This is a genomic window from Frateuria sp. sgz306004, from assembly GCF_057750885.1.
On record NZ_JBYLFE010000002.1, the window covers coordinates 184,551 to 201,696 of the forward strand.

Here is a 17,146-nt window from a genome sequence, read left to right on the forward strand (position 1 = left end):
CGGTGGCTCCTGGGGCAAACAAAAAGGCCGGCGCTCGCGCGCCGGCCTTTGCGCAGCGATTACTCGCCGATGGTGAGCAGCGAGGCGTTGCCGCCAGCGGCCGTGGTGTTGATGGTGAGCGTGCGCTCGCCGGCGAAACGCAGCAGGTAGTGCGGGCCGCCGGCCTTGGGGCCGGTGCCCGAGAGGCCTTCGCCGCCGAAGGGCTGCACGCCGACCACCGCACCGATCTGGTTGCGGTTGACGTAGCAGTTACCCACGCGTGCGCGGCTGGTGATGAACTCCACGGTGTCGTCGATGCGGCTGTGGATGCCCAGCGTGAGGCCGTAGCCGGTGGCGTTAATCTCGTCCACCACCTTGTCCAGCTCGTTGCCCTTCCAGCGGATCACGTGCAGCACGGGGCCGAAGATTTCACGCGTGAGCGTGGACAGGGAGGGAATTTCGTAGGCACGCGGCGCGAAGAAGGTGCCGTTGCCGGTGTTTGCTGCGTCGAGCCTCACCTCGCCGATCTTCTTGGCTTCTTTGTCCATGCGCGCGGCATGGTCCATCAGGATCTTCTTGGCGTCTTCGTCGATCACCGGGCCCACGTCGGTGCTGAGCTGGCCCGGGTCACCGACCTTGAGTTCGCCCATGGCGCCGGCAAGCATGTCGCACACCTTGTCGGCGATGTCTTCCTGCACGAACAGCACGCGCGCGGCGGAGCAACGCTGGCCGGCGGACTGGAAGGCGGAGGAGATGACGTCCTTGACGATCTGCTCGGGCAGCGCGGAGGAGTCGGCGATCATGGCGTTCTGGCCGCCGGTTTCGGCGATCAGGGCGGCAATGGGCGCGTTGCGTGCGGCCAGCGTGCGGTTGATCGCCCAAGCGGTTTCGGTGGAGCCGGTGAAGGCGACGCCGGCCACGCGCGGATCCTTGGTGAGCGCGGCGCCCACGGTGGCGCCATCACCCGGCAGGTATTGCAGCACGTCGGCCGGCACGCCGGCTTCGTGCAGCAGTTTCACGGCGGCGTGGCCGATCAGGCTGGTCTGTTCGGCGGGCTTGGCGATCACGGTGTTGCCGGCGGCAAGCGCGGCGCTTACCTGGCCGAGGAAGATCGCCAGCGGAAAGTTCCACGGGCTGATGCACACGAACACGCCGCGGCCGTTGAGGAACAGCTGGTTGCTTTCGCCGGTGGGGCCCGGCAGCTGTTCGGGGTGACCGAACAGGCGACGAGACATGGCGGCGTAGTAACGCAGGAAGTCGGCGGCCTCGCGGATTTCCGCGATGGAGTCCGGCAGGCTTTTGCCAGCTTCGCGCACGCATAGGGCGATGAATTCGCCGCGGCGCGCTTCCAGCAGCTCAGCGGCATGCTCAAGGATGGCGGCGCGGCTGGCGGCCGGCAGGCGATCCCACGCGTGCTGCGCGGCAACGGCGTTCTTGAGGGCTTGTTCCACGGTGGCGCTGTCGGCGGTGACGTAGCTGCCCACGGCCTGGCGACGGTCGGCCGGGTTGGTTACCGACACGGTGGCGCCGGCGCTCTTGGCGCCTGGCACCAGCGGCTCGGCGGTCCACGGACCGTTCTTGCTCTGGATAGCCTCGGCGAGGGCCTTCAGTTCGTTGTCGTTGGAGAAGTTGACGCCCATGGAGTTCTTCCTGGATACAAAATTTGAATTCTGCGCGAGCGCAGCATTCTCACCGTAGAGATTCACCGGCAGCGGAATGCGCGGGTGGGGGATGGAGGCGAAGGCGCGCACGGTTTCGCACGGGTCGGCGACGAGGTCGCGCACCGGCAGCGTTTCGTCGACCACGCGGTTGACGAAGCTGGTGTTGGCGCCGTTTTCGAGCAGGCGGCGTACGAGGTACGGCAGCAGGTCTTCATGCGTGCCCACCGGCGCGTACACGCGGCACGGCACGTTGAGGTTCTGCTGGCCGATCACTTCGGCGTAGAGGTCCGTACCCATGCCGTGCAGGCGCTGGTATTCGTACGGGCGGCCATGCGCGATGTGATGCACGGCGGCGATGGTGTGCGCGTTATGCGTGGCGAACTGCGGGTAGATCAGTTCCACGCCGGCATCGAACAGCTTGCGCGCGCAGGCCAGGTACGACACATCGGTGTTGGGCTTGCGCGTATACACCGGGTAGCCCGAGAGGCCGTTTTCCTGCGCGCGCTTGACCTCGGCATCCCAGTAGGCGCCCTTCACCAGGCGCACGTACCAACGGCGATGGCTGGCGCGTGCCGTTTCGATCAGCCAGTCGATGACGAACGGCGTGCGCTTGGAGTACGCCTGCACCACGATGCCCAGGCCGTTCCAGCCTTCCAGCGTGGGATGCGCGAACACGTCGCCGATGATGTCCAGCGACAGCTCCAGGCGATCGGCTTCCTCGGCGTCCACAGACAGCGCGATGCCTTGCTTCATCGCCAGCTGCGATAGCTCAAGCAGCTTGGCGGTGAGGTCGCGGCGGGCGATCTCGCGCTTGGCGACTTCGTAGCGCGGATGCAGCGCCGAGAGCTTCACCGAGATCGACGGCGCATCCGTGTGATTGGCGAACGGACCGCGCGAGCCGATGGCGGCAATGGCGTTGCGGTAATCCTGCTGGTAGCGCTCGGCGGTTTCGCTGGTGAGCGCCGACTCGCCAAGCATGTCGTAGGAGTAGCGGTAGACCGCGTATTCCTTCTGCGCGCAGCGATCCAGTGCGTCGTTGATGGTCTGCCCCATCACGAACTGGTGGCCCATGATGCGCATGGCCTGGCGCACGGCCAGGCGGATGGCGGGCTCGCCCGCGCGGCCGACCAGGCGACGCAGCGCGCCGGTAAAGTCGTGACGGGTTTCCTCCGACAGCGTCACCAGCTTGCCGGTGAGCATCAGGCCCCAGGTCGACATGTTGACGAACACCGACTCGCTCTGGCCCAGGTGCTTCTTCCAGTTCGCATCGCCTAGCTTGTCGCGGATCAGCTTGTCGGCGGTGCCCTTGTCGGGGATGCGCAGCAGAGCTTCGGCCACGCACATCAGCAACACGCCTTCCTCGGAGGAAAGGTCGTACTGGCGCATGAAGGATTCGACCGCGCTCTGGTCCTTGGCGCGGGCGCGCACACGGGACACCAGGTCGGCGGCCAGATCGATCACCTTTTCGCGCTCGGCGGGCGGTAGGGTGGCCTGGGCCAGCAGGTCGTTGACGGCTTCGGTCTCATCGCGCAACCAGGCCGCGGTAATGCGGGCACGGGCCGGCTGCACGCCGGTCGGGAGTTCGGGGCTGAGTATGGGCTGTGTCACAGGATGGCCAGAACAGAGGGCGGGGCGGGGAATCGCCGGATTGTACGCGTGGGGGAATGCGCACGCATCCGTACGGGGTGTTGCGCTGCGGCACACCTTATATATGTGCCGTCCCGGTGTCGTCGCAGGACTGCTCGGCGATCGAGGTATGGGGCAGGCCGAGGGGCGCGGCACGCTCGGCGATGGATTGCCGGGCCTCGTGTTGCGGCGCGACCCGTGGCAAACGGTCGCACCCCCGGATAGAGCGGTGAATGGCGCTCCCGGGTTCTCGGTCGGGGTGCACGCAAGTAACTGACGCATAAGGGCTGCGTGATCATCCGCGCGCCAGGATTCCAGCGCGGGCATCGCCGCGTTGTGTGTTCACCCCTGCTTCAAGTCAGATGCCTGCGACGTTGTTGATCATCGACGGCGTGGCGGCCTATGATGCCGATGTTCCAGGCACGCCGAGTCCTCATGATCGTGCTTCGACCAGCGGGTACCGGCTCGCCTTGCGCAACGATGTGGCTCAAGCCCAATCGTGCGCTCAGCCGTCGGGACTTGCGTCGACTCATCGGAGTACTGGCGGCGCTGGCGCTGACGACCGCTGGGTTGGGAGCGTGGCAAGGCAATGTCTTTGCGCCGCTGTTCGCCCTGGTGGAGTCCGCCGCCGTGGCTTTCGCCCTTGGCGTGGCCTGGCGGGCTGGCGACCGCAGCGAGCGCATCACCCTCGACGAATCGTCGCTGGAGGTGCAATTCCTGCCAGGTCGTGGAAGTGCGCGCTTTCCGACGTATTGGGTGCGCGTGAAGTTGAACACCGAGCAGGGGAGGGCTCGTCTGCTGTTGACGTCGCACGGACGAGAGCTGGAAATCGGTGCGTTTCTCGCCGACGAGGAGCGGGCCGAGCTGTCTAGGAAACTCATGGTGTTGCTGGGGGAGTTCAACGACCCGCGGCGACGCAAGTAGGTTCAGACGCAGGAAAGTTCAACAAAGGTGCAACACATGACATTTGGCGGTGGCATCAGGCCTGGCAGTATCAAGCGAGCAGTGGCGGCATGCGCACTCTTCGCTCTCGCAATGTTCGGCGGCGTGGCGTTTGCCAATCCGCAGCCAGGACAGTTGAACATGACCCCCGGCGCGTCCGAGTGGTCTTCCGAACCCTACTTCCTCAACAACGTCGCCTTGGGCGTGTGCGTTGTCATTGGCGTGCTGGTGTTCGGCGCCATGTTTATCGCCATGTTCCGCTTCCGCAAATCGCGCGGCGCGGTGGCGGAGAAGTGGTCGCACAACACCACGCTTGAAATCGTGTGGACCACCATTCCGGTGATCATCCTGATCGTGTTGGCCTACCTGGCCACCGGCGGCCTGCGCACCTTTGCCGACACCACCGGCTCGGAAATGACCGTGAAGGTCACCGGCTACCAGTGGAAATGGCGCTACGACTACGTCGACTACAAGGGCAAGGCGATCGACAAGGTCGGCTTCATGTCCAAGCTCGACCGTGAGAGCGACGAAACCCGCCAGCTCAATTCCGGCCTCGACCCCAATGCGGTCAAGGTGGACGGCTACAACACCTATCTGATCAATGTGGACAAGCCCCTGGTGGTTCCGGTGGGCACCAAGATCCGCTTTGTGATCACCGCCGGCGACGTCATCCACTCTTGGTGGGTGCCCGCGCTGGGTTGGAAGATGGACGCCATCCCAGGCATCGTCAACGCGGCCTGGACCAACATCAAGGAGCCCGGCGAGTACCGTGGGCAGTGCGCCGAGCTGTGCGGTCAGGATCACGGCTTCATGCCGATCGTGGTGAAAGCCGTGCCCAAGGCCGAGTTCGAGCAGTGGCTGGCCGAGCAACAGGCCCAGGCCAACAAGCCCGAGCCGGCTGCGCCTGCTGCCGCGTCCACCGCGCCGGCACCGGCGACCGCCCAGGCGGCCGGTACGACGACTTCGCAGGGCCATCAGGGCTGATCGTTCAGCCGTCCAACGTTTCCGCTTTTAGGTAGAGGTGTAAGGTTATGGCCCACGCAGCCACGCACGATCACCACGACGATCACCACGGCGCGCCCAAAAACTTCTTCGTACGTTGGTGCATGTCCACCAACCACAAGGACATCGGCACGCTGTACCTGGTGTTCTCTCTCCTGATGTTCTTTATTGGCGGCAGCTTCGCGATGGTGATTCGCGCAGAGCTGTTCAAGCCCGGCATGCAGCTGGTGCAGCCGTACTTCTTCAACGAGATGACCACCATGCATGCGCTGGTGATGATCTTCGGCGCGGTCATGCCGGCCTTCGTGGGTCTTGGCAACTGGATGATCCCGCTGATGATCGGTGCGCCGGATATGGCGCTGCCTCGCATGAACAACCTCTCGTTCTGGATCCTGCCGTTCGCCTTCGCGCTGCTGCTGTCCACCTTGTTCCTCCCGGGCGGTGGCCCGGCCGGTGGCTGGACGATGTATCCGCCGCTGTCGTTGCAGGGCGAGTCGGTAGCCTATTTGGTGTTCGCGGTGCACTTGATGGGTATCAGCTCCATCATGGGCGCGATCAATATCATCGCCACCATCCTCAATATGCGCGCGCCGGGCATGGACCTGCTCAAGATGCCGGTGTTCGTGTGGAGCTGGCTGATCACGGCCTTCCTGCTGATCGCCGTCATGCCGGTGTTGGCGGGCGCGGTGACCATGTTGCTCACCGACAAGTATTTCGGCACCAGCTTCTTCAATGCGGCCGGTGGTGGTGACCCGGTGCTGTTCCAGCACATCTTCTGGTTCTTCGGTCACCCCGAGGTCTACATCATGATCCTGCCGGCCTTTGGCTTGGTCTCGGAGATCATCCCCACCTTCGCTCGCAAGCCCATCTTCGGCTACAAGGCGATGGTGTTCGCGATTGCCTCGATCGCGTTCCTGTCGTTCATCGTGTGGGCGCACCACATGTTTGCGGTGGGCCTGCCGCTGGGCGGCGAAATCTTCTTCATGTACGCCACCATGCTGATCGCGGTGCCGACCGGCGTGAAGGTGTTCAACTGGGTGAGCACGATGTGGGGCGGCTCGATGACGTTCGAGACCCCGATGTTGTTTGCCATCGCCTTCGTGATCCTGTTCACCATCGGCGGCTTCTCCGGCCTGATGCTGGCGCTGGCGCCGGCGGACTTCCAGTACCACGACTCCTACTTCGTCGTGGCGCACTTCCACTACGTGCTGGTGACCGGTGCGGTGTTCGCCATTATTGCGGGCACCTACTACTGGCTGCCCAAGTGGACCGGCCGCATGTATTCGGAAACCTGGGGCAAGATCCATTTCTGGAACAGCGTGATCTGGGTGAACGTGTTGTTCTTCCCGCAGCACTTCCTGGGTCTGGCCGGCATGCCGCGCCGCATTCCCGATTACAACGTGGCGTTCGCCAACTTCAACATGATCAGTTCGATCGGTGGCTTCCTGTTCGGTGCCTCGCAGCTGATCTTCGTGGGTGTGATTGTCCACGCAGTGTGGTTCTCCAAGAAGAAGGCCACCGATCGTGTGTGGGAAGGCGCCAAGGGCCTGGAGTGGACTGTGCCGTCGCCGGCGCCGTTCCACACCTTTGAGTTGCCGCCGGTGATCCACGACGACGAATTGGCCCACGGTCACGTGGAAGACTGAGCACAAGCATGGCCGCTCCGGCGCTGAGCCGGGGCGGGCGGAGTCGAGTCGGATGACACAGCCATCGAACACAACGATCGAGCAAGTACGCAAGCGGGGAGTGCGACGCACCGTCACGGTGTTCGTCACTATCGTCGTGGCGATCTTCCTGCTCTCGCTGTGGCAAGGGTTGAAGTACTCCTGACGCGATAACGCGCGCAGTATGTCACCGCGGCGCCGTTGGGGCCGCGGCTCGAAGTCCCCGGGCAACAGTCGGGGCGGCGGCAAACAAGAGATATCCACGGGGATCGCACCATGGGTCAGCAGCAAGGCGCTTATTTCGTTCCGACCAAGAGTTCATGGCCGATCGTGGCCGCGGTCGTCATGTTCGTCACCGTATTCGGTGCCGCGCACTGGCTCAACGCGCCGCCGGGCGAAACGAGCTTTGGCAAGACGATGCTCACCATCGGGTTCGTCGGCGTCCTGCTGATGTTCTTCGGCTGGTTCCGCTCGGTGATCCGCGAGTCGCTCGCAGGCAGCTACAACAGCCAGGTGGATCGCTCGTTCCGCATGGGCATGATGTGGTTCATCTTCTCCGAGGTGATGTTCTTTGGTGCCTTCTTCGGCGCGCTGTTTTATGCGCGCATGTTCGCGGTGCCGTGGCTGGGCGGCGAAGGCCACGGCGTGCTCACCCACCAGTTCCTGTGGAGCGACTATGCGGCCGCATGGGGTGCCAGCGGTGGCGGCGGTCCCGATCGCATCGGCGGCCAGTTCCAGACGGTGGCGCCGTGGGGTCTGCCGCTGCTCAATACGCTGATCCTGCTCACCTCCAGCGTGACGATCACTATTGCGCACCATGCGCTCAAGGCTGGGCACCGTGGCAAGATCCTGGTGTTCCTGGGGCTGACGGTGCTGTTGGGCGCCACCTTCCTGTACTTCCAGGCGCACGAGTACATCGAGGCTTACAAGGAGCTCAACCTGACGCTGCAGAGCGGCGTGTACGGCTCCACCTTCTTCATGCTCACCGGCTTCCACGGCATGCACGTGACGCTGGGCACCATCATGCTGGCCATCATCTGGCTGCGTGTGGCGAAGGGTCATTTCACCAAGGAGCACCACTTCGGTTTCGAGGCGGTGGCCTGGTACTGGCACTTCGTGGACGTGGTGTGGCTGGGCCTGTTCATGTTCGTCTACATCCTCTGAGGCGCTGGCGCGCCGCAGCAAAAAGCCCGCCGAATGGCGGGCTTTTTTGTGGGTGCGAGGTACCTGGTGCCGCAAAAGCCAAGGCCCGCCGGGTGGCGGGCCTTGGAAGGAACCGGATGTCGCAGCGGCGCGTGGCCGGCTAGGGGAGGCTACAATTACTGACCCACACCGTGGGGATGCAGCCAGCCCATCCAGATACCGAACACGACCATCAGGATGAGCAATACCGACAAGCCGATGCGGCGCGTCAGCGCCCACACGGTGCGCTTGCTGCTTTCCTTGTCGGTCATCATGAAATACAGGGCCTGACCAAGATTGAACAACACCACCAGCAGCAGAATCACCAGCGCATATTTGTAGATGGTTTCCACGTGATTGGTCCGAACGTTATTGACAGCCCGAGTATAGCGGCCGTGCGCGGTGCCTCTGCGTGAAGTGGCTGCGCCGTCCATCCTGGTTTGCCCTGCTGCTCACCGTGGCAGGCGCCTTGCTGTTCATACGCTTGGGCGTGTGGCAGCTGCACCGCGCGGACGAGAAGGAGCAGATTCTGCGACGGTATGCCGCAGCGGAAAGGGCCCCTCCGCGTGACTTTGCCGCAGTGGCTTTGAACCCCCCGGCGGATGCATTTGCGCGCGTGGACGTGCAGGGTGAATACCTGGGCGATCGCCTTTACCTGCTCGACAACCCCAAGCATGATCGCCAGGGTGGCGTGGAAGTCTATGCGCCTTTGCGTCTGCGTGGCGACGATCGCCTGCTGTTGGTAGATCTGGGGTTTCTGCCAGGCAACGGAACCGATAAGTCGCCACAGGTGCCGCCGTTGCCCACGGGTACGCAGCACCTGCATGGCCTGTATCTCCCGCCGCCGGGCGTGGGTTTTGAGATGGGCGGCAACGCACTGCTGCGCCAGCCGCGTTGGCCCAAGACCACGGTGTACCTGGACATGGCACAGGTCTCGGCGGATCTGGGGCGCTCGCTCTACCCGCATGTGCTCGCCCTGGACGCTGACCCGAGCGCTATCTACGTGCGTCAACACACGCTCGATTTCTCCGCGATGCCGCCCGCGAGGCACCGCGCTTATGCGTTCCAGTGGTTCACCTTCGCCGTGGTGGCTGTGGTGATGTTGCTGGTGCTCCACCGTCGTCGCCCCGAACCTCCATCGGACCGCCTATGAACAAGCCCGATCCCTCCGCGCTGCGCGCGAGCCGCCTGAAGTTGCTGCTGATCATGCTGGTGTTCGCCGCGCCCATCGTGGCGGCGGGCCTGCTCACCCTGAGTGGGTGGCAGCCAAGCGGCAAGGCCAATGGCCAGCCGGTGTTGCCGCAACGCAACTTCGCCCAGGAGCAGTTGCCGGTGACCATGGCGAACGGCGAGCTTTGGGCCTGGCGCGCCAGCGAGCCGCAGCTCACTCTGGTGGCTCTGGCGGGGCCCGAGTGCGCCACGCAGTGTCTGGACGTATTGACCAAGATGGCTGCCGCGCGGATCACGCTCAATCGCAATGCGCCGCGCTTGCGCCTGTTGTACGTGGGTGAACCACCGGCCCATGCGGCGGGCAGTGGCATGACCGATTATTGGCAAGTGGGCGCTGACTCGGCCGGGCACCTGGCTGCGTTCCGCCCCGCGCAGGCCGACACGGTGTCGGCTTTGTTGGTGGAGTCGGACGGCACCGCGCTGTCGTTCTACCCGGCTGGGTTCGATCCCACCGGCCTGCGCAAGGATCTGCAAAAGGTGATTCGTTGATGACTTCCCGTTCCCTCAAAGTGCTGCGTGGCCTGGCTTTGCTCGCGGCGGTGTTCGCCTTCGGCGTGGTCATGTTCGGTGCCTTCGTGCGCTTGTCCAACGCGGGTTTGTCCTGCCCGGATTGGCCGACCTGCTATGGGCAGGTCACCTGGCCGGAGCATCAGCACGAGATCGCCCAGGCCAACCAGGCTTTCCCGGATCGCCCCTTTGAAACGCACAAGGCCTGGCGTGAGCAGGTGCACCGCTTTCTTGCCGGCACGCTGGGTACGCTGGTGTTCGCGCTGGCGCTGATCGCCAGTTGGCGGCGTCCGTGGGCGCGTTATGCCGTGATCCTGGGTGCCGCATTCGCGGCGGTGGGCGTGGGCATGTACATGCGCGGCGAGCATCATTGGTCGCTGCTGGTGTCCGCGTTCGCCATCGGCCTGCCGCTGCTGGCGGCGATCGGCATGGACCGACCCGGTGCGTGGCGCATCAGCGTGCTGGCGCTGTCGGTGGTGGTGTTCCAGGCCATGCTGGGCATGTGGACGGTCACCCTGCTGCTCAAGCCCATCGTGGTGATGGGGCACTTGATGGGTGGCATCGCTACCTTCGCCCTGCTGGCGTACGCGGCGCTGCGCTATGCGGGCGTCAGCGCGCGTGACGAACAACTGGCCTCGCTGCGTCGCGCGGTAGTAGTGGGCATCGTGTTGCTGTTGGCGCAGATCGCCCTGGGTGGCTGGACCTCATCCAATTACGCCGCCCTGGCCTGCGGCACGGATTTCCCCAAGTGCCTGGGGCAGTGGGCGCCGCCCACCGATTTTCACGAAGGCTTCGTGCTGTGGCGCGGGGTGGGCGTGAACTACGAAGGCGGCGTGCTGGACATGGCGGCGCGCAGCGCCATCCAGATCGCGCACCGCATTGGCGCGCTGGTGGTGTTCTGCTATCTCGCGTGGTTGTCGCAGCGCGTGTCGCGTCGCGGCTTGCGCGCACAGGGTTTTGCCATCGCCGTGGTGCTGGTGGCCCAGGTGTTGCTGGGCATCAGCAATGTGCATTTTGGTCTGCCGCTGCCGGTGGCGACGTTGCACAATGGCGTGGCGGCGTTGTTGTTGTTCACCTTGCTGGCCACCTTGGCACGTACGCAGAAGCGCCATGACGAATCGATGTTTCACTCCTACGGGCGCCGCTGACCGATGAGTCGTCTCTTTCGCGAATACCTGGAGCTGACCAAGCCGCGCGTGGTTGCGTTGCTGGTGTTCTGCGCCGTGATCGGCATGTTCCTGGCCGTGCCGGGCATACCGCCGTGGCGCGCGCTGGTGTTCGGCACCCTGGGCATCTGGATGGCATCCGCCTCGGCCGCGGCGTTCAACCACCTGATCGACCAGCGCATCGACAAGGTGATGGCGCGCACCGCGCATCGCCCGCTGGCCACGGGGCACCTCAAGCCCGTGCAGGTATTCACCTTTGCGATGGCCCTGGGTGTTATCTCGATGGTGATCCTGGTGTGGCTGGTGAACCCGCTCACCGCGCTGCTCACCTTTGGCGGACTGATTGGCTATGCGGTGGTCTACACCGCCTACCTCAAGCGCGCGACACCGCAGAACATCGTGATCGGCGGCTTGGCCGGCGCCATTCCGCCGGTACTGGGCTGGACCGCCGTCACCGGCGAGCTGCACGCCTTTGCCCTGCAACTTTGCCTGATCATCTTCGTGTGGACGCCGCCGCACTTCTGGGCGTTGGCGATCTTCCGTCGCGATGACTATTCGCGTGCCCAGGTGCCCATGCTGCCGGTGACGCATGGCGTGGTGTTCACCCGTTGGCATGTGTTGTTCTATACGATTCTCCTGGTGCTGGTGACCTTGCTGCCGGCGCTCACGGGCTACAGCGGCTGGGTGTACCTGGGCGGTGCGGTGGTGTTGGGCGCGGGTTTTCTGTATTACGCGGTCCGCCTGCTCAATCCGCCGGATGAGTTCTTCGCGATGAAGGTGTTCAACTATTCCATCGTGTACCTGATGGCGTTGTTCGCTTTCCTGTTGGCCGATCATTGGCTGATGGAGCCGCTGGTGCACCACCAGGGGCTGGTGTTCGAGCGCGCGGGCTAAGTCGCACGGCGAGTCTCCTTCTTTCGACGTGAAGGGCGGGAGGCATCGCATTAACTTTCGATCCATCAAAGCCCTGTCATAGGGTTGACACTTGCGCACCGCAGCAAGACAATTTGCGCGCCACCGGGCGCGACGCGCCCCACGTGGCCTCTGTCCTATCAACCCAAGGCATATGGACGTTTACCCTAGTCGCAACGTCGACATCCGCGAGCATCGGGTGCCGGCATTGCATTACAAGCTGACTTGCTGCGGCGACCGCCTGCGGTCGGCTGGCGCTTTCCTCGACTAGGGAAGACCGGCCCACCTCTGACGGCGCCAACGCCGTTTACGAGGAGATGGGCCCATGAAGCTCCTTCGCGATTTTTTCCGTCTGCGTACCGCTGCGCGTCCGTTCTCGGGCCGTGGTGCGGATTCCCGTCGTTCCTGGACGATCACCGTCCCGGCCCCGTTGCACGAGGCGACGCCGGCGGCGGCCACCCCGGCCGTCTCGCTGGACATGCATTGGAATGCCGATGCCGGGCGCGGCCGTCCGGTAGCGCATTGGCATGAACATGCCGCTCCGCAAGCGCATCGTCATCTACAGCTGGTATCCAGTCACTGATGAAGGCTACGTCGCGCCACGAATGGCCCCGAAAGGGCTGGCCCCCGCCAGTCCCATGGGGTCGATCGCGACGAAGTTTGTAATGCAGGTCATGGCGTCACGCGCGGGGTAAGGCCCCGCCGGCTCGCTGGTCCGGCCCAGATGTCACCGATTTAACGGAAGCGAGTCATGCAGAAGCACTCCACCCAGACCGTCACCGGCAAGGCGGCCGGCAAGAACGCGGCCGCGCCGTTGCGCGTGGCCGTCGCACAGGAAGCCTTCCGCCATAACGAGGCGCTGTTCGCCGCGCTCGATACCAGCGCCGCCGGCCTGAACGAAGAGCAGATCGCCGAGCGACTCGATCGCGATGGCGTCAACGAGGTGTCGCACGAGCGTCCGCCGCACTGGACCAAGCAGCTCCTGCACGCCTTCATGAACCCGTTCATCGTGGTGCTGCTGGTGTTGGCGGGCGTGCAGCTGGCGACCGATCACACCAACCTCACCGGCCCCACCATCATTTCGGTGATGGTGTTCATCAGTGTGTTCCTGAGCTTTACCCAGGAATACCGTTCGTCCAAGGCGGCGGAAAAGCTCAAGGCGATGGTGCGTAACACCGCCACGGTGACGCGTCGCGCTTCCGATGGCCACAGCGAGCGCATCGAAGTACCGGTGGGCGAACTGGTGGCGGGCGACATCGTGCATCTGGCGGCGGGCGACATGGTGCCGGCGGATCTGCGCTTAGTGTCGGCCAAGGATCTGTTCATCAGCCAGGCCATCCTCACCGGCGAATCGCTGCCGGTGGAGAAGGCCCCGCCTTCGCAGTTGCAGGCGCACGACGAGCTGGACGGCCAGGCCAGCGATAGCCCGCTGGATCTGGGCACCGTCTGCTTCATGGGCACCAACGTGGTCAGCGGCACGGCCACGGCCGTGGTGGTGGCGACGGGCGGGCGCACCTATCTCGGCTCGCTCGCGCGCTCGGTAGTGGGGCAGCGTGTGCAGACCAGCTTCGACCGCGGCGTGAAGAGCGTGAGCTGGCTGCTGATCCGCTTTATGGCGGTGATGGTGCCGATCGTCTTCGTCATCAATGGCCTGGACAAGGGCGATTGGCTGCAGGCGTTCATGTTTGCGCTGTCGGTGGCGGTGGGCCTCACGCCCGAGATGCTGCCGCTGATCGTCACGGCGAACCTGGCCAAGGGCGCCATTGCGATGTCCAAGCGCAAGGTGGTGGTGAAGCGCCTCAACGCGATCCAGAACTTTGGCGCCATGGACGTGCTGTGCACGGACAAGACCGGCACGCTCACGCTCGACAAGATCGTGTTGGAGCGTCATCTGGATCTGTACGGCGAGGAGTCGGACGAGGCGCTGGAGTTCGGCTATCTCAACAGCCGTTTCCAGACCGGCCTGAAGAACCTGATGGACAAGGCCGTGCTGGCGCACCGCGACCTGGAAGAGGTGGCGCAGCACTTCCACATCGTCGATGAGATTCCCTTCGACTTCCAGCGTCGCCGCATGTCTGTGGTCGTAAGCAATGGCAACGGCAATGAGTTGCTGGTGTGCAAGGGCGCCGTGGAAGAAATGCTGGCGATCTGCTCGCATGCCAAGGCGGGCGATGAGATTCGCCCGATGGACGACGAGCAGCGCGCCAGCATCAAGGCGATGACGCGCCACCTCAATGAGGACGGCCTGCGCGTGCTGGTGGTAGCCGTGAGGCATCAGCCGCCGCTTGGGCGCGCCTACGGCGTGGCCGACGAAAGCGGCCTCACTGCCATCGGTTGTCTTGCGTTCCTCGACCCGCCGAAGGATACGGCCGGCACCGCCATCGCCGCGCTCCATCACCATGGCGTCGAGGTGAAGGTGATCACCGGCGACAACGAAGCGGTGACGCGCAAGATCTGCCGTGAAGTCGGTTTGGATGTGGCCAACTCTGCTCAAGGCAAGCACATCGAGCCGCTGGACGACGACGAGCTGGATGCGCTGGTCAAGCGCACCACCGTGTTCGCCAAGATGTCGCCGTTGCAAAAGGCGCGCGTGGTGAAGTCGCTGCAGCGCCAGGGCCACACCGTGGGCTTCCTGGGCGATGGCATCAACGATGCGCCGGCGCTGCGCGAGGCAGACGTGGGCATCTCGGTGGATACCGCCACGGACATCGCCAAGGAGTCGGCGGACATCATCCTGCTGGAAAAGAATTTGATGGTGCTGGAAGAAGGTGTGATCGAAGGTCGCATCACCTTCGGCAACATCATCAAGTACATCAAGATGACCGCCAGCTCGAACTTCGGCAACATGTTCTCGGTGCTGGTGGCCAGTGCGTTCCTGCCGTTCCTGCCGATGCTGCCGCTGCAACTGCTGGTGCTTGACCTGCTGTATCACACCTCGCAGCTGTCCATTCCGTTCGACCGTATGGACGATGAGTACCTGCGCAAGCCGCGCAAGTGGGACGCCAGCGACATCGGCCGTTTCATGGTGTGGATCGGCCCGGTCAGTTCGATCTTCGACATGACCACGTATTGGCTGTTGTGGCACGTGTTCGGCGCGAACTCGCCCGATCACCAGGCGTTCTTCCAGACCGGCTGGTTCGTGGAGAGCTTGCTCACGCAGACCTTGATCGTGCACATGATCCGCACGCGCAAGATCCCGTTCCTGCAAAGCATTGCCTCGGCCCCGGTGCTGGCGCTGACCACGGCAACCATCCTGATCGGCCTGGTGCTGCCGTTCACCGGCATCGGCGCAAAGTTCGGTTTCGTCGCGCTGCCGTCGGTGTACTTCGGTTGGGTCGCCCTGACGGTATTCACGTACGCCGTGCTGACGCAGATCGTCAAGACGCTTTACATCCGCCGCTACGGTCGCTGGCTCTGACGCTGGCACCCATGGCAGGCGCGTGGTGACCGCCATCACTTCGACGCCTGCCTGACCGTGGTTTCGACTGCGCCGACGCCAGCGTCGGCGCGAAGTCGTACCTTTCCTGAAGAAAACGCGGACGGCATCGTCGTTCGCCTCGTTCAAGGAGATGGAGCCATGAAGGGAACCTTCGCTCTCCTCGATATTGCCGGCTACGTGGCCCTGCTGCTGTGGGGAACGCACATGGTCACCAGCGGCGTGCTGCGTGGCTATGGCAGCGCGTTGCGCCGCTGGATGGGCCGCTATCTGGACCGCCGTCCGGCCGCGTTCGGCTTTGGCGTGTGCGTCACCGCCATTTTGCAGAGCAGTACCGCCACAGGCCTGATGGCCACCTCGTTCGCCGCCAGCGGTTTCCTTGGCCTGGCGCCGGGGCTGGCCGTGATGCTGGGCGCCAACGTAGGTACCACGTTGATCGTGCAGGTGATGTCCTTCGACATCGCCATCGTGGCGCCGGTGCTGATCCTGCTCGGGTTCATCATCCATCGCCGCACCGATGACGTGAGCCACGAGAACCTGGGGCGTGTCGCCATCGGCCTTGGCCTGATGTTGCTGGCGCTGCATCTGCTGGTGGGCGCCATGGCGCCGGTGGAGAATGCGCAGGTGCTGCGGGCGATCCTGCAGAGCCTGGCCAGCGAGCCGGTGCTGGCGATGCTGGTGGCGGCCCTGCTCACCTGGGCCTGCCACTCCAGCGTGGCAGTGGTGCTGCTTATCGTGTCGTTGGCCAATGCAGGCGTGATCGACGCGCCGGGCGCGCTGGCACTGGTACTGGGGGCCAACCTGGGCGGGACCATTCCCGCGCTGATGGAGGCGCACACGCCCGTGGCGCGTCGCCTGCCCATGGGCAATCTATTGGTGCGTGCGTTTGGCTGCGTCGTGTGCCTGCCGCTGCTGCCGCTGCTGGCCCACTGGCTGGTGCCGCTGGGCAGTTCGCCCGCACGCATCGCGGTGAATTTCCACACGGCGTTCAACCTGGGCTTGGCGCTGATCTTTCTGCTGCCCGTGCAGAGCTTGTCGCGCCTGCTGATGCGGCTGTTGCCGGAGCCGCCCAAGCCGAACGATCCGGGCGTGCCGCTGTACCTGGACGAAGGTGCGCTGGATTCGGCCAACGTGGCGCTCGCCAACGCCGTGCGCGAATCCATGCGCATGGCGGACATGGTCGAGAACATGCTCAAGGGTCTGGTCGAAGTATTCGGCAAGGACGACCGCGGCCGCGCGGCGCAGATCAGTCGCATGGATCCTTTTCTGGATCGTTTGGGCATGGCTATTCGCGCCTACCTCACCGATCTGGGTGGCGAGGCGCTGAACGAAGAGGACGGCGAGCGCAGCCAGGAGATATTGGCCTTTGTGATCAATATCGAGCACATCGGTGACATCACCGCGAACAACCTCATGGAGTTTGCCGCCAAGAAGGCGCAGAGCGGCCAGGACTTCAGTGCCGACGACATCCAGGATCTGGCCGCCATGCACACTCAGGTGATGGAGAGCCTGCGCTTGGGCCTCACCGTTTTCCTGCGTGGCGACGTACGCGCCGCCCAGCAACTGGTGGCCCGCAAAGAAGCCATCTGGCGACTGGAGAACGAGGCGTCAGAGCGGCACATCAAAGCCCTGCGCGAGCGTCGCGATGGCGGCGGTGGCGCGGACGTCTATCTGCGCATCCTGCGTGATTTGAAGCGCATCCATTCACACCTGGCGGCACTGGCCTATCTGCCACTGGAGCGGGCGGGCCTGCTCCAGGATCGCTTGGTACGCGAGCCGGCGACGACCTGACGTAAGCCTCGGGCGTTATCGTATTTGTCTTGTAAAGGAGTGACGGCA

14 protein-coding genes are annotated in these 17,146 nt (G+C 64.2%); 12 read left to right on the forward strand and 2 right to left on the reverse strand.

Annotation, left to right across the window (positions count from 1 at the left end; all coding sequences use genetic code 11):
- Positions 1-59: 59 nt before the first annotated feature.
- Entirely contained in the window at positions 60-3,248 is a 3,189-nt protein-coding gene (gene putA / locus AC3G2C_RS04125; protein WP_488383351.1) for a bifunctional proline dehydrogenase/L-glutamate gamma-semialdehyde dehydrogenase PutA, read from the reverse strand.
- 498 nt (positions 3,249-3,746) lie between these two features.
- On the opposite strand from putA, the gene AC3G2C_RS04130 reads away from it, so the two are divergent.
- The 5 genes from AC3G2C_RS04130 (at position 3,747) to AC3G2C_RS04150 (ending at position 8,038) form a co-directional block, all read left to right on the forward strand.
- The gene (locus AC3G2C_RS04130) at positions 3,747-4,190 is read left to right on the forward strand and encodes a DUF2244 domain-containing protein (protein ID WP_488383760.1); all 444 of its coding nucleotides are present in this window, start codon (positions 3,747-3,749) and stop codon (positions 4,188-4,190) included.
- Between the two features lie 36 nt (positions 4,191-4,226).
- Complete coding sequence (gene coxB / locus AC3G2C_RS04135; RefSeq protein ID WP_488383352.1) at positions 4,227-5,192, forward strand: cytochrome c oxidase subunit II; 966 nt, start codon at positions 4,227-4,229, stop codon at positions 5,190-5,192.
- A 47-nt stretch (positions 5,193-5,239) separates the two neighbouring features.
- Positions 5,240-6,856, forward strand: a complete 1,617-nt coding sequence (ctaD, locus tag AC3G2C_RS04140; protein ID WP_488383353.1) for a cytochrome c oxidase subunit I — start codon at positions 5,240-5,242, stop codon at positions 6,854-6,856.
- Positions 6,857-6,908: 52 nt separating this feature from the next.
- Positions 6,909-7,040, forward strand: a complete 132-nt coding sequence (locus AC3G2C_RS04145; RefSeq protein ID WP_488383354.1) for a hypothetical protein — start codon at positions 6,909-6,911, stop codon at positions 7,038-7,040.
- 110 nt (positions 7,041-7,150) lie between these two features.
- The gene (locus tag AC3G2C_RS04150) at positions 7,151-8,038 is read left to right on the forward strand and encodes a cytochrome c oxidase subunit 3 (protein ID WP_488383355.1); all 888 of its coding nucleotides are present in this window, start codon (positions 7,151-7,153) and stop codon (positions 8,036-8,038) included.
- A 155-nt stretch (positions 8,039-8,193) separates the two neighbouring features.
- Here AC3G2C_RS04150 and AC3G2C_RS04155 read toward each other — a convergent pair whose 3' ends face one another.
- Positions 8,194-8,409 (reverse strand): twin transmembrane helix small protein, encoded by a 216-nt coding sequence (locus tag AC3G2C_RS04155; protein WP_488383356.1) that lies wholly within the window; start codon positions 8,407-8,409, stop codon positions 8,194-8,196.
- Positions 8,410-8,468: 59 nt separating this feature from the next.
- Between AC3G2C_RS04155 and AC3G2C_RS04160 the strand changes: the two genes are divergently transcribed.
- The 7 genes from AC3G2C_RS04160 to AC3G2C_RS04190 all read left to right on the forward strand — a co-directional run bounded on the left by AC3G2C_RS04160 (position 8,469) and on the right by AC3G2C_RS04190 (position 17,098).
- A complete protein-coding gene (locus AC3G2C_RS04160; RefSeq protein ID WP_488383357.1) occupies positions 8,469-9,209 on the forward strand; it encodes an SURF1 family protein in 741 nt (246 codons plus the stop codon).
- Positions 9,206-9,775 carry a hypothetical protein gene (locus AC3G2C_RS04165; RefSeq protein WP_488383358.1) on the forward strand — a complete coding sequence of 190 codons (570 nt, stop codon included), beginning with the start codon at positions 9,206-9,208 and terminating at the stop codon, positions 9,773-9,775. The genes AC3G2C_RS04160 and AC3G2C_RS04165 overlap by 4 nt, the downstream gene beginning before the upstream one ends.
- Positions 9,775-10,941: a COX15/CtaA family protein gene (locus AC3G2C_RS04170; protein ID WP_488383359.1), complete on the forward strand. Its 1,167-nt coding sequence runs from the start codon at positions 9,775-9,777 to the stop codon at positions 10,939-10,941. The genes AC3G2C_RS04165 and AC3G2C_RS04170 overlap by 1 nt, the downstream gene beginning before the upstream one ends.
- Positions 10,942-10,944: 3 nt before the next feature.
- Positions 10,945-11,853, forward strand: a complete 909-nt coding sequence (cyoE, locus tag AC3G2C_RS04175) for a heme o synthase (protein ID WP_488383360.1) — start codon at positions 10,945-10,947, stop codon at positions 11,851-11,853.
- 343 nt (positions 11,854-12,196) lie between these two features.
- Positions 12,197-12,454, forward strand: coding sequence for a hypothetical protein (locus tag AC3G2C_RS04180; protein ID WP_488383361.1), 258 nt, complete (start codon positions 12,197-12,199; stop codon positions 12,452-12,454).
- A gap of 168 nt (positions 12,455-12,622) precedes the next feature.
- Positions 12,623-15,289, forward strand: a complete 2,667-nt coding sequence (gene mgtA, locus AC3G2C_RS04185; RefSeq protein WP_488383362.1) for a magnesium-translocating P-type ATPase — start codon at positions 12,623-12,625, stop codon at positions 15,287-15,289.
- A 159-nt stretch (positions 15,290-15,448) separates the two neighbouring features.
- Positions 15,449-17,098 (forward strand): Na/Pi cotransporter family protein, encoded by a 1,650-nt coding sequence (locus AC3G2C_RS04190; protein ID WP_488383363.1) that lies wholly within the window; start codon positions 15,449-15,451, stop codon positions 17,096-17,098.
- Positions 17,099-17,146 lie beyond the last annotated feature (48 nt).

Coding starts and splice junctions, on each gene's coding strand:
- AC3G2C_RS04130 (WP_488383760.1), top strand. CDS start 3,747: ATGTGGCTCAAGCCCAATCGTGCGCTCAGCCGTCGGGACTTGCGTCGA.
- ctaD (WP_488383353.1), top strand. CDS start 5,240: ATGGCCCACGCAGCCACGCACGATCACCACGACGATCACCACGGCGCG.
- AC3G2C_RS04145 (WP_488383354.1), top strand. CDS start 6,909: ATGACACAGCCATCGAACACAACGATCGAGCAAGTACGCAAGCGGGGA.
- AC3G2C_RS04180 (WP_488383361.1), top strand. CDS start 12,197: ATGAAGCTCCTTCGCGATTTTTTCCGTCTGCGTACCGCTGCGCGTCCG.
- AC3G2C_RS04190 (WP_488383363.1), top strand. CDS start 15,449: ATGAAGGGAACCTTCGCTCTCCTCGATATTGCCGGCTACGTGGCCCTG.
- coxB (WP_488383352.1), top strand. CDS start 4,227: ATGACATTTGGCGGTGGCATCAGGCCTGGCAGTATCAAGCGAGCAGTG.
- mgtA (WP_488383362.1), top strand. CDS start 12,623: ATGCAGAAGCACTCCACCCAGACCGTCACCGGCAAGGCGGCCGGCAAG.
- AC3G2C_RS04170 (WP_488383359.1), top strand. CDS start 9,775: ATGACTTCCCGTTCCCTCAAAGTGCTGCGTGGCCTGGCTTTGCTCGCG.
- AC3G2C_RS04165 (WP_488383358.1), top strand. CDS start 9,206: ATGAACAAGCCCGATCCCTCCGCGCTGCGCGCGAGCCGCCTGAAGTTG.
- AC3G2C_RS04150 (WP_488383355.1), top strand. CDS start 7,151: ATGGGTCAGCAGCAAGGCGCTTATTTCGTTCCGACCAAGAGTTCATGG.
- cyoE (WP_488383360.1), top strand. CDS start 10,945: ATGAGTCGTCTCTTTCGCGAATACCTGGAGCTGACCAAGCCGCGCGTG.